Origin of the sequence: Rhizobium sp. SG_E_25_P2 (assembly GCF_029892285.1) — a bacterium.
Taxonomy (GTDB): domain Bacteria; phylum Pseudomonadota; class Alphaproteobacteria; order Rhizobiales; family Rhizobiaceae; genus Rhizobium_E.
The window spans coordinates 103,295-115,266 of the sequence record NZ_JARXVM010000003.1 but is presented as its reverse complement, the minus strand read 5'-3'; the positions used below and the strand labels follow the sequence as shown (position 1 = coordinate 115,266).

Here is an 11,972-nt window from a genome sequence, read left to right as displayed (position 1 = left end):
AAAAACAATGACGGATATTGCAACCATGACGACCGAGGCCGAAAAACATGTCGCGCCACAGGCCGACCACGCCGAAGCCGGCAAGACGCTATTGCAGCGCATTGCCCAATTGAGGGCCTGGCTGTTTCTCGCCGCTCTTATCATCATTTTCGAAATCTGGTCCCGCATTTCGTTCGGCGGCACCTTCGCCTTCTCTTCGTTCAATTGGCAGTCGGTGGCGATCTTCGCCGTGGCGCCGCTGCTGATCGCAGTAGGCCAGACCTTTGTCATCATTTCCGGCGGCATTGACCTGTCGACCGGGTTCATCATGGGCCTCGCCGCCGTCGTCGCAGCGCATCTGACCAATCTCGCCGGTCTTTACATGCCGCTGCCCTTCGCCATGCTGTTCGGTATTCTCGGCGCCATTCTGGCCGCTGCAGTGCCGGGCGTGGTCAACGGCCTGTTGATATCAAGGCTCAAGATTCCGCCCTTTATCGGCACGCTCGGCATGTTCGGCGTCGCCCGCGGCGCAGCTTTCCTCCTCGCCGGCGGCACCACCGTCCCGGTCAACAATTCCTGGTTCGCGGCGCTCGGCAATGGCCGTCTGTTCGGCGTGCCCTATCTGGTCATCGTCACCGCCGTCTTCGTGCTGGCCATGCATTATGTGCTCAGCCAGACGCGCTTCGGCCAGCATAACTACGCCATCGGCGCCAATGCCCAGGCGGCGCGTCGGGCCGGCATCGACATCAAGGCGCATATCCTGAAGCTCTATGTCCTCTCGGCCATGTGCGCAGGCTTGGGCGGCGCGCTTTATGCGGCGCGCTTCACCGCCGGCGCAGCGCAAGCGGGCGAGCCTCTGCTGCTCGATTCCGTCGCAGCGGTGGTTATCGGCGGCGCCTCCTTGTTCGGCGGCTCGGGCTCGATCATCGGCACTGTGGCCGGCGCGCTCGTCATCGCCGTGATCCAATATGGCCTCGTCTTCATCGATGTCGAACCTTTCTGGCAGTTCATCGCCGTCGGCGTCGTCATCATCATTTCCGTGCTGATCGACCAGGCCCAGCGCCGGTTCAGCGGAGGCAAGCAGGATGAATAGTCAAACGCCCCTTCTCGAAGTTCGCAATCTCTCCCGCCATTTCGGCGCGGTCCGGGCCCTCGAAGGCTGCTCCATGGTGGTCCGCCCCGGCGAAGTCGTGGCGCTTGCCGGCGACAACGGCGCAGGCAAGACCACGATGATCAAGGCGCTTTCGGGCGTTTATCCGCCGACCTCGGGCGAAATCCTGATCGAAGGCGAGGAGGTGAAGTTCGGCTCGCCGCAGGAGGCGCGCGCGCTTGGCATCGAAACGATCTATCAGGATCTCGCGCTCGCCGACAATCTCACCATCGGCGCCAATATCTTTCTCGGCCGCGAGCCGATGCGCAAGCTGTTCGGCTTCCTGCCGGCGCTCGACCGCAGGAAGATGGCGGATGCAGCGCGGGAAACCATGGCCAAGCTGGATTTCCACGTCAAACGGCTGGACGCGCCGGTGAGCAACTTCTCCGGCGGCCAGCGTCAGGCGGTGGCCATCGGCCGCGCCGTCTACTGGAACGCCAAGATCCTGATCATGGACGAGCCGACCGCAGCCCTTGGCGTGCCGGAACAGCGCAAGGTGATTTCTCTGATCAAGGCGCTGAAGGCGCAGGGCAAGGGCGTGATCTTCATTTCGCATAACCTGCAGGACATTTTCGCCGTCTCGGACCGCATCGTGGTGCTGCGCCGCGGCGTCGTCGCCGGCGAAAGACAGATTGCCGAGACGACGCATGACGAGATCGTCAAGCTGATGATCGGCGGCTGATCGCCACGCGCTTCGATATCGGAGGCTCCGGCTCGAGTGTCGGGTCCTCCATAAGCCTTGGCAAAGGCGACCAGCCCTTGATATGAGGCAAAATGCGCGCGAATGCTCCGGGCATCCCGCGCCATCAAGGGGAATAGATATGCAGAAAGAGACGGCGGCCAGCGCCGCGCTGCCGGCGGTGCGGCAGAACCGCCTCATCGATCTTCTCAGGCAGCATGGACAACTGACCGTCAACGAATTGATGGAGCAGCTTTCTGTCTCCCGCGACACGGTCCGGCGCGATCTCGATCAACTCGAACAGCGCGGACTTCTCCTGCGCACCCACGGCGGCGCCGTGTTCAACGATGCGCTGGTGCGCGTCGACACCACGCTGGGCAGCCGCATGGACGCCTATACCGCCGCCAAGCAGCGGATCGCCAAGAAGGCGGCCTCGCTCATTCGCAATGGCGAGACGCTGATCGTCAATGGCGGCTCCTCCACCTGCTATTTCGCAGCAGCGTTGGGCGAACGCCGTGATCTGACGCTGATCACCAACAATCTCCGCATTCCGCCTGTGGCGCCCGACAATGCCGTCAGGGCGCTGCATATTCTCGGCGGCGTCTATTGGCCGGTGTCGCAGGTGACGATTGGCGCGGTCGGCTTTCCGGAAGTCTCCGGCATCAGCGCCGACACGGCCGTGATCGGAGCCACCGGATTGTCAGTGGCCGGCGTCACCATGGGCCGGCTCGACGAGGCCTCGGAGACGGCGGCGATGATCAAGATCGCCAGCCGCGCTATTGCGCTGATCGATCATTCCAAATTCGGGGTCACCGCCTTCGCCAAGATTGCAACCTTCGCGCAGATCGGCGTGGTGATCACCGATGAATGGCCGCCCGAGCCGATCGCTCAGGCGATGAAGAAGGCCGGAACCCAGCTGATTGTGGCTTAAAGCAATTCCAGCAAAAGCGTGGAGCGGTTTTGCTGGAATTGCGTGAAAACAAAGTTATAGCGCGCGCAGCCAGGCCATGCGCGCCGGCAGATCCGGATCGTTGAAGGCGAGTGAGCCCATCACCAAAGTCTGCGCGCCCGCCTGGCGGAGAAGCGGAACCGTCGTCTCACGGATACCACCATCCGCCGCCAGAACCGCATTGTCGCGGCCGGAGGCGGCGATGAGCGCCCCGGCTTCCTGAAGCCTCGGGCAGGCGGTTTCCGACAGGCCCTGGCCCTTGACGCCGATGGCCGTGCCGAGCAGCGTGACGAAATCGAGCTGCGAGACATGCGGCGCAAGCGCCGACACCGGCGTTTCCAACCGCAAGACAAGCCCGGCTTTCACGCCCAGTTCCGCGATCAGATCCAGCCCTGCGCTGGTGACATCGCCGGTCTCGGGATGGAAGGAAATCAGGTCGGCGCCGGCTTCGGCAAACTGGCGGATCTGGCTGAGCAGGATGTCGCCCTCGATCATCAGATGCACATGGATCGGCTTGGCCGTGAGTTTGCGGATGCGGGCGATCTGGTCGGGAAACATCAGGAAGGACGGCGCGAAACGGCCGTCTGCAGCGTCGGCGTGATAGAGATCGACGAACTGATCGACCCTCAGAATATCGGCTTCGAGATTGGCGAGGTCGGCCGACCACAGCGAATATTCCGCCATCAGGCGCTCGCGCGGCAATGTTTCGAACCAGTCGGAATTAGGCTTCAGGCTCATGTTCGGGAATCCCTGGATGTCATTCGGAAGAACGCGGATAGCGCGCCTTTGAGTTCGGCGGCATAGGCCGTGCGGTCCACGGCTTTCGGCGTGATTTCGGCGCAGACCGCGCCGGGGATAAGAGAGGCGAGTTTTCGCGCGTAATCGAGCGGGTGGACGACATCGACCCCGTGCCCGACCGTCAATGTCGGAACGCGGATGGCGGCAAGATTGTCCTCCGTCACCCCCGGGCCATCAAGCGCGATGTCCAGCAGGAGAGCGGCGAGTTGATCCGGTTCGGGATGGGCGAAGAAGCCGAGCAGCGAGGCGAGATTGTCGGGCGCGTGCTCCGCCAGATAAAGCCCGATCGGGGAGGCGGCGAAACTGTCGCGCCCCTCGGCGCCATGCGCCCGGAGATGATGGGCGACCGCCACGAATGGCTGCATATTGATGGGCGCCGCAGCCGTCAGCCAGGCGGGACGCACCAGCGCGAGCGCGTCGATGCGATCGGGAAAACGGCAGGCGATGTTGAGGGCGACGGCGGCGCCCATGGAAATGCCGCCGATCGAAAACCGTTCGAGGCCGAGACTGTCCGCCGTGGCGATCACGTCATCGGCAAAGCGAGCGATGGAATAACGCCCCTTGGGATCGAAGGGGCTGAGCCCATGGCCTGGGCATTCCACCGTCACGCGCCGGCATGGCAAATCGGCGGGAAAGCTGTCGGCGATCTGGTTTCTGTCCCCGCCCAGACCATGCTGGAAGACGACAGGCGCGCCCAAGCCGATATCCACGACATTGAGCGACGGCGTCGAGACCAGTGTCAGTTTTTCCGCCATCATACAGCCAGGCTCCGGAGAAAGTCTGAAACCTCCGGCGCTTCCGCTTCCGACAGTCCATGGGTCACCACAGGACCATCGAAACCCACTGCCTTCAAGCGGCGAAACATATCCGGGAAATCCACCACGCCGCGACCGGCGGTCACGAACTCGCCGTCGGCGTCGCGATCCTTGGCATGCGCCATGGCGATGCGGGGACCGAGCGCGTCGATCGCGGCAGCCACGATGGCGCGTGCTTCTTCCATACTCGCCTTTTCGAACAGATTGGCGGGGTCGAGCACGATTTTCAGCCTGTCAGAGGGCACGGCGGCGAAGAGCCGTGCGGCGTCATGGGCGTCGCGGATCACATTGGCCTGCTCCGGCTCGATCCCCAGGGAGACGCCATGCGCTTCGGCCAGCGTGGCGGCGCGGCCCATCTCCTTGATGAGATCCCGCCAGGCCTCCTCCGTCTGATTGTCAGGATGATGCCGCCATTGATTGTCGGCATCCCGCGTGCCGGTGCACAAAGTCACCAGGGGAATGCCGAGATCGGCTGCCGCGCGGATGGCGACGCCGAGCCTGACGAGGCCCTCGGCGCGAACGGCCTTGTCCGGGTGGATCATATTATAGGTCGCAGAGAGCGCCGAAATCTCGACGCCGGACGTTTGGCGCGCCACCGAGATATCTTCGAGCACGGCCTCGTCGAGACTGTCCGGCATCGGAGGCAGGCCGCAACAGGCGAAATTGAACTGCACGCAGTCATAGCCCGCAGCCTTGGCAGCTGACAGGACCGGTCCCGGGCGCTCGCCGGCAAAGGTTTTGGCGAAAATGCCGATCTTCATCAGACGGCTCCCCTGATGTCTCCGACAAAGATCTTGTCGCCGCTCTCGGCCGACCGGGCAATGGCCGCCATGGCCCTGACGCTCGCCAGTCCGTCGAGGATATCGGCGCCCTGCATGGGCGCGCCGTCGAGAATGACGCGGGCGAAGCCTTCGAGCTGGCGGCGGTAGAAATGACCATCCGCGCCGAGCGGGCGATGATAGGTCGCCGTGCGCTCGTCGAAGATCTCGACTTCGGAAGACCGGTAATACCAGGGGTTAAAGGTCTTGGCGGTGACGCTGCCATTCTGGCCATAGAGCTGGAAACCTTCGTGCCAATCCATCCGCACCGCCACCGTCAGGTCGAGATGCCCCAGAGACCCATCGGCGAATTCCGTTTCGACGAACCAGGAATAGGCGCCGAACCGCTCGAGCAACCGCGCTCGCACCCAGCTGATCTCGCCGCAGAGATAGCGGGCGAGATCGACGAGATGGCAGCCATGCGCCAGCATGTAATAGCGCTTGAGATCCGCTTTCGGATTCTCCTTGGGCTTGAGCGCCGCCTTGCTGAGAACAGGCAGGGGCTGAACCGCATCGGTCATCGTGTAGCGATGCGTGCTGTCGCAATACCAGGCCTTCAACGCCAGGCGCTCACCCATATCATGGTCGATAAAGCCCTTCGCCGCCTCGATGCCGGGGTCGAAGCGCTTCATATGGCCGATCTGCAGCACCTTGCCGGTGCGCTCCACCACGGCCTGGAGGGTCTCGACCTCCTCTACGGAAAGGCCGATCGGCTTCTCGCAAAGAACATGTTTCCCGGCTTCCAAGGCCTTGATCGAGGCCGGCACATGGAATGCGTCCGATGTGGCGATGATCACCGCTTCAAGCTCGGGATCGGCGAGCATGTCGTCATAATCGAGATAGATCTTGTCGGGCTCGTAAGTCGCGCCCATGCGGCGGGCGAGGTCTTCGGCGGCGTCGCAGATTGCGTAGAGACGGCAATTGGCGGCCTTCACGGCGGATTCGAAATGCGCGAACTGGGCGATCGGGCCGCAACCCAATACGCCGACCCGCAATTGCTGGCTGTCTTTCTTCACGGTTTCCTCCCAAAAATCCGTCAGGAAAGAAATGCGCTCTTCTGCGAAATGTCAAGCGATATGAGCAGATAAACGCATAAATGCTGAAATCAGATCAAGCGACGCCGAGACCTGCAAGCAGCCCGCCGTCGATCCGATAATCCGATCCGGTGATGAAACCCGACTTCTCCGACGCCAGAAAACAGACGAGGCGCGCCACTTCCTCCGGCTCGCCGATGCGGCCGATCGGATGCGCAGCCCCGAAACGGCGGAACACATCCTCGACATCGGCGTCGTCGCCGTCGAAGGTGCGGGCGGCAAGTTCGAGGATCGGCGTGCGGACAGAGCCGGGGCTAATGGAATTTACCCGCACATTCGCTTTGGCGTGATCGAGCGCCATGGCCCGCGTCAGCGCATGGATCGCGCCTTTGGTCGCGACATAGGCGGCGACATTTTTCTGGCAGGCATGCCCCTGCACCGAGGCGATATTCAGGATCGCGCCGCCGCCCTTCTTTTCCATCAGGGGGATTCCGTATTTGCCGGTCAGCTGGATCGAGCCGACATTGACGGCATAGGCGCGCAGGAAAATCTCATGTTCAGTCGTGACCACCGTGCCATAGGGGTGCACTGCCGCCGAATTGACGATGATGTCGAGACCGCCATGCTCGCGTCCAAGCGCCTCGAACGCCTGAACCACCTGAATTTCGTCGGCGACATCGGCCTGCCGGACGGCAAGGGACAGCGCCTCGCGAGCGGCGATTTCGATCAGCTCCGCATTCGCCTTGGGATCGATGCCGAGCGCCGTCACCGTGGCGCCCTCTTTCGCCAGCGCGATCGCCGCGGCGCGGCCGATGCCCGACGTCCCCGTCACTACGGCGATCTTTCCTGAAAACTCCACGATTACTCCTCCCGATCCGCCTCGGGGCGGACAAAACGCATGCCGTATTCCAGATGCCGGCTCAGCAGATAGGCATAGGCGATCCGGTCCTTCGCCCTGAGAGCCTCGACGATGGACTTGTGCTCTCGCCAGGTCTCTTCATTGACAAAGCGCGTCTCTTTGCCGAGCCGCATCAGCTCCAGCATCGATTGCCGCTGGTGGCGATAACTCGCGAGCAGCACGGCATTGCCCGCCAAACCCACCAGTTTTTCGTGAAAGGCGTAGTCGGCTTCGGCCGCTTCGGCGACCGTGGCGCTATCGAGAATCAGGAGATTGGCGGCGTCCAAGTCAGCAAGCTGCGCCTCCGTCAGCGTCAGCAGCGCGGCTTCGCCTGCGCCCGTCTCGACGATCTTGCGAAAGCCCTGCACTTCGCGAAAGGACGCCGGCGAAATCGCGTGATGCAGAGTGAGCAGCGACGACATCGCATCGGAATGGCGGTTGGCGAGAACCGCGCCGGCCTTGGGCTTGATGTCCACGATCCCATAGGCGCGGAGATATTGTAGCGCCTCACGCACCGTGTTTCGGCTGGCGCCGAATTGCTGCGCGAGGTCGCGCTCGGTCGGCAAGGGATCGCCGAAAGACAGCCGCCGCTCGGCGATCATCTCCTGAATCCGCTCCACCAGCCTCGAAACGGCCGAACCGCCGGGCTTGCGAGCGCCGCTCTCGGCTGGCTCGATCTGCATCCTGTCCTCCCGCCTCAATTGTTGGACCAATTCCGGATCACCGTCAACTGTCATGGATCAAACATATCATTGTTGATCTCTTTCTCATTCTGTGGTCCAACATTACGGCAAGGGAGGATGACGATGCAGGAATGTTTTCGCTGGTACGGGCCCAATGACCCTGTCACGCTCGACCATATCAAGCAGGCCGGCGCCACAGGCGTGGTCTCGGCGCTCCACCACATCTATGACGGCTCCGCCTGGCCAGAAGACGAGATTCTGAGCTATAAGCGGCGGATCGAGGCCGAGGGGCTCGAATGGTCGGTGGTCGAGAGCATTCCGGTCCACAATTCGATCAAGATTGGCGGCCCCGAGCGCAGCGCCTATATCGGCCGCTACAAGGATACGATCCGGGCGCTGGCCAAGTCCGGCATCCGCACCATCTGCTATAATTTCATGCCGGTGGTCGATTGGACCCGCACAGACCTGATGTATCGCATGCCCTCATCCGGTTATGCGCTGCGCTTCGACGCGATCGATTTCGCCGCCTACGACCTGTTCATTCTTGCGAGACAAGCCGCAGAGGCAGACTACTCCCCCGCACGCATCTCCGAAGCGCAGGCTCGGTTCGAGACCATGGACGAAGCGACCCAGGCGCGCATCGAGAAAAACCTGATCGCCGGCCTGCCGGCCACCGAGCGCGTCTATGATCGCCCGGCCTTCCGCGCCGCACTTGCCGATTACGCCGGCATCGACGCAGAGACGCTACGCGGCAACCTCCATCATTTCCTGCGCGAAATCGTTCCTGTCGCGGCCGAATGCGAGGCGCAGCTCTGCATTCACCCCGATGATCCGCCATTCTCGCTGTTCGGCCTGCCGCGCGTGGTCTCGACTGCCGAAGACGCCCGCTCCATCCTCAACGCCGTGGATCTACCGGAAAACGGCCTGACCTTCTGCACCGGCTCCTATGGCGCCCGCGCCGACAATGATCTCGTCGCCATGGTGGAGGAATTCGGTCCGCGCATTCACTTCACCCATCTGCGCAATGTGCGGATCGAGTCCGACGGCTCCTTCTACGAATCCGATCATCTCGACGGTTCCGGCGACATGGTCGGCGTGATCATGGCGCTGATGAAGGAGGAGAAGCGACGGAGGGAGGAGGGGAGGCCGGACTGGCGGATTCCTCTCCGCCCCGACCACGGCCACCTGCTCGCCGACGATATCGGCAAGGCGCGGGTCAATCCGGGCTATTCGCTGATCGGCCGCCTGAAGGGACTGGCCGAAATCCGCGGCGTCATGCGGGCGGTGGAGCGGTTGGCGGCGTGATCGCCGCCCATCGCCTCAGATAGGCGCTTCCCAGAGTTCGATAAAGACGTGATCGACGTCATCGGCCTCAGCCAGCGCCGTGCCGAAAAAGACCGCGTCGCCAAGCGCGCGGTGCGGACCTTCAGGCGTTTCAAGTGTGGCGCGGGTGCGGCCCTTGAAACTTCCGTCAGCCTGCGGGACCATCTTGCCGGCATTGGTCACCATGACAGGCGTGCCGTCCTCAAGTTCGAGACAATAGCGGGCCTCGACGGCGTAGGAGCCGTCCTGCAGACGGATCGCAAAATCCGCGCCGCCAGGAAGGATGCGGCCGCGCCAGCCAATCCCGCGCGCCTCGCCGCCGACGATCGGAAACATCGACCGGACATGGCCCTGGACGGTCACGAATTCCAACGCGGGGCCGAGATCAGCGCGGATGACACAGGCCTTGCGCAGCAAGGGTTCACCGAGCGTCTTGGTCGCGCCGAGCGAAGTCATGTCCATGTCGAGGTCATGCGGCTTCATGGGTGACCCGTCCGTCACAAACCGTCATTCTGATCTCAAGCGCCGCGATTTCTTCCGCAGGCGTCGCCTCGATATCGCCGGAGAGCAAAACGAGGTCGGCCAGCATGCCCGGTTTCAGCGTCCCGATCTTGTCGTCCATGTGACCGACATAGGCGCCGTTGCGCGTAAAGGCGGCGAGAACGTCGTGAAGACCGAGCCGCTGATCCGGCAATCCCGGAAGATGCGGCTTGCGGGTCAGGGCCGTCTGGATGCCGAGAAGCGGATCGATGGGCACGATCGGCCAGTCCGATGAGAAAGCGATCGTGGCGCCGGCCTCATGCAGCATCTTCCACGCATAGGCATAGGCCGCTCGCTCGGGACCAATGCTGCGCGAGGTCGGCGTTTCTCCAACCGGCGCATGCAGAGGCTGAACTGAGGCGACCACGCCGAGCTCGGCGAAACGCCCGATATCGGCGGGATCGATCATCTCCACATGTTCGATGCGATGACGGCTGTCGCGTGGACCATTAGCTTCGCGCGCGGCCTGATAGCCGTCGAGCGTGATGCGGACGGCGGCATCGCCAATGGCATGCACGGCGATCTGCAGACCCCGGCGATCGGCTTCGATGGCGGCTTGCTTGAAGCTCTCGGCGTCGAAGATCGGGTCGCCACGCAGGCCGGGGCGATCAGAGTATTCGGCCAGCATCGCGGCGGTGCCGCTTTCGATGACGCCGTCGACAAAGATCTTCACCCGACCGCAGCTGAGCTTGTCGCCGGAGAAATCGCGCGTCATGGCCGAGGCGCGCTCAAGTTCCGACAAAGGCATTTCACGCGTCAGATGGAAAGGCACGGAGATGCGGGCAAGCAGTTCGCCGTCCTTCTCGACATCGCTGAGAAGCTCCAGGAGATGCCGGTTGCCGTCCATATTGTGCATGGAGGTGATGCCCTTGGAGGCGACGAACCGCATGCCCGATTTCAGCGTCTCCACATCCTCGCGCCATTCCTCCGGGGTCGGCGTCTGCGGCGGCTCAACGCCGGACATGCCCAGCATTTCGCGGCCGCCCGACGTTCGCAGATCAAGCACCGGCAACAGCGCGAATTTTTCGCGCAATTCGCCGGTCGCAAGCCCGTCTTCGCCCATCACAACTTCGTTGCCGACAGGTAGGGACTTGCCGTTGAGAAGACCCGCCGCCTTCAGCGCCGCGGTATTGGCGAAGAGCGTATGGAAGTCATAGGCCATCACGGCCAAGGGCCGATCCGGGCACATGGCGTCGAGAGCATGACGATCGAGCCGCGTGCCCTTGCCGAGAATTTCGTAATCCGCGCCTTGGGCGAACAGTAGCCCTTCATGGGGGCGGGCAGCGGAGAAAGCCTCGACGGCGGCCTTCATCGCTTCGAAACCCATGATATTGGCGAGCTGCAACAGGGTCTGGCCATAGGCTCCGGAAAACAGATGCAGGTGGCTCTCGACGAAACCGGGCAACAAACTTGCGCCGTTGGCGTCCACGATGCGGGTGTCGGGACCGGCATGGCTCATCACGAGGTCGCGGTCGCCGACGGCCAGAATGCGATTTTCCTCTATCGCCAAGGCGCCAGCTCGCGGCGTTTCGTCGTCCATGGTGAGCACATGGGCGTTGATAAAAATGATCGAAGCGGTCATGCGGTTGAACCTTTGCGGCGGGGTTTTGCAATGCTGTCGTCTTCGAACAGCATGTGGACGAGGGGCATGATGCGCGCCCTGAGGATGACTTCATGTTCCTCGAGGGTCTGGTCCACATTGGTGATCAGGCTCAGGAATGTCGGCATCCAGACATCGTGAAACAACTGCGCCAGCAATTTCGGCTGCGGTTCGACCTGCGCGCGCAGCTTGAGGTCTAGCTCGGCGAAATACTCGGCGACCACATCGACCAGAGCGTTGGAAACACTGGCATATTGTGCGGCGAGTTCGGTCTCCGGGTGTCGAATGGCGGCGGATTCGGCGTATCGCCACACTCGTTTTCCGGCAATTTCCAGCGTGCGGCGCGAGACACGGACAAACAGGTTGAGGATCAGTGTCGCAAGATCGGTGTTCTCGGTCCAATGCAGCGGACGATCGTTTTCACGCGCTTCGGTGGTGCCCTCGCTGATCAGCGCGATCAGCACCCCGTCCTTCGAGCCGAAATAGTTGAACACAGTCGGCGCCGAAATCCCGGCAGCAGCGGCGATATCCGCCATCGTCGTCGCGTCTATCCCCTGCCGCGCGAACAGTTCCTGCGCGGCGGCGATGATTTCATCGCGTCGTTTCGCCTTCTTGCGGCTGCGCAGTCCAGGCTCGGGCTGGCTCGTCTCGATTACGGCGTCGCTCATTTGTTTTTCACGCTATATTTTTTGTGTCTGTAAAAAAT

The 11,972-nt window shown here is 62.6% G+C and carries 13 protein-coding genes; 4 read left to right on the top strand and 9 right to left on the bottom strand.

The genetic code is table 11. The features are described from left to right. Positions 1–7: 7 nt before the first annotated feature. The 3 genes from M2360_RS06485 (at position 8) to M2360_RS06475 (ending at position 2,739) form a co-directional block, all read left to right on the top strand. Complete coding sequence (locus M2360_RS06485; RefSeq protein WP_280773775.1) at positions 8–1,072, top strand: ribose ABC transporter; 1,065 nt, start codon at positions 8–10, stop codon at positions 1,070–1,072. Then, positions 1,065–1,811 (top strand): ATP-binding cassette domain-containing protein, encoded by a 747-nt coding sequence (locus M2360_RS06480; RefSeq protein WP_280773774.1) that lies wholly within the window; start codon positions 1,065–1,067, stop codon positions 1,809–1,811. The genes M2360_RS06485 and M2360_RS06480 overlap by 8 nt, the downstream gene beginning before the upstream one ends. Before the next feature lie 139 nt (positions 1,812–1,950). Continuing rightward, positions 1,951–2,739 (top strand): DeoR/GlpR family DNA-binding transcription regulator, encoded by a 789-nt coding sequence (locus tag M2360_RS06475; RefSeq protein ID WP_280773773.1) that lies wholly within the window; start codon positions 1,951–1,953, stop codon positions 2,737–2,739. A gap of 54 nt (positions 2,740–2,793) precedes the next feature. Here M2360_RS06475 and M2360_RS06470 read toward each other — a convergent pair whose 3' ends face one another. The 6 genes from M2360_RS06470 to M2360_RS06445 all read right to left on the bottom strand — a co-directional run bounded on the left by M2360_RS06470 (position 2,794) and on the right by M2360_RS06445 (position 7,803). After that, positions 2,794–3,495 (bottom strand): ribulose-phosphate 3-epimerase, encoded by a 702-nt coding sequence (locus M2360_RS06470; RefSeq protein WP_280773771.1) that lies wholly within the window; start codon positions 3,493–3,495, stop codon positions 2,794–2,796. Continuing rightward, entirely contained in the window at positions 3,492–4,313 is an 822-nt protein-coding gene (locus M2360_RS06465) for an alpha/beta fold hydrolase (protein ID WP_348529533.1), read from the bottom strand. The genes M2360_RS06470 and M2360_RS06465 overlap by 4 nt, the downstream gene beginning before the upstream one ends. Continuing rightward, positions 4,310–5,131, bottom strand: a complete 822-nt coding sequence (locus tag M2360_RS06460; protein WP_280773770.1) for a sugar phosphate isomerase/epimerase — start codon at positions 5,129–5,131, stop codon at positions 4,310–4,312. The genes M2360_RS06465 and M2360_RS06460 overlap by 4 nt, the downstream gene beginning before the upstream one ends. After that, the gene (locus tag M2360_RS06455; RefSeq protein ID WP_280773769.1) at positions 5,131–6,204 is read right to left on the bottom strand and encodes a Gfo/Idh/MocA family oxidoreductase; all 1,074 of its coding nucleotides are present in this window, start codon (positions 6,202–6,204) and stop codon (positions 5,131–5,133) included. The genes M2360_RS06460 and M2360_RS06455 overlap by 1 nt, the downstream gene beginning before the upstream one ends. 94 nt (positions 6,205–6,298) lie before the next feature. Beyond that, on the bottom strand, positions 6,299–7,084 hold the full coding sequence (locus M2360_RS06450) for an SDR family oxidoreductase (RefSeq protein WP_280774074.1): 786 nt from the start codon (positions 7,082–7,084) through the stop codon (positions 6,299–6,301). Continuing rightward, the gene (locus M2360_RS06445; protein ID WP_280773767.1) at positions 7,084–7,803 is read right to left on the bottom strand and encodes a GntR family transcriptional regulator; all 720 of its coding nucleotides are present in this window, start codon (positions 7,801–7,803) and stop codon (positions 7,084–7,086) included. Before M2360_RS06445 ends, M2360_RS06450 begins: the two co-directional genes overlap by 1 nt. A 123-nt stretch (positions 7,804–7,926) precedes the next feature. Between M2360_RS06445 and uxuA the strand changes: the two genes are divergently transcribed. Then, the gene (uxuA, locus tag M2360_RS06440) at positions 7,927–9,108 is read left to right on the top strand and encodes a mannonate dehydratase (RefSeq protein ID WP_280773766.1); all 1,182 of its coding nucleotides are present in this window, start codon (positions 7,927–7,929) and stop codon (positions 9,106–9,108) included. Between the two features lie 15 nt (positions 9,109–9,123). Here the strand turns inward: uxuA and M2360_RS06435 are convergent, their stop codons facing one another. Genes M2360_RS06435 through M2360_RS06425 form a run of 3 tightly spaced genes read right to left on the bottom strand, consistent with a single transcriptional unit; the run spans position 9,124 to position 11,934 of the window. After that, positions 9,124–9,609, bottom strand: a complete 486-nt coding sequence (locus M2360_RS06435) for a DUF3237 family protein (RefSeq protein ID WP_280773765.1) — start codon at positions 9,607–9,609, stop codon at positions 9,124–9,126. Continuing rightward, positions 9,596–11,248, bottom strand: a complete 1,653-nt coding sequence (locus tag M2360_RS06430; RefSeq protein WP_280773764.1) for an amidohydrolase — start codon at positions 11,246–11,248, stop codon at positions 9,596–9,598. The genes M2360_RS06435 and M2360_RS06430 overlap by 14 nt, the downstream gene beginning before the upstream one ends. Then, on the bottom strand, positions 11,245–11,934 hold the full coding sequence (locus M2360_RS06425) for a helix-turn-helix domain-containing protein (RefSeq protein ID WP_280773763.1): 690 nt from the start codon (positions 11,932–11,934) through the stop codon (positions 11,245–11,247). Before M2360_RS06425 ends, M2360_RS06430 begins: the two co-directional genes overlap by 4 nt. Positions 11,935–11,972 lie beyond the last annotated feature (38 nt).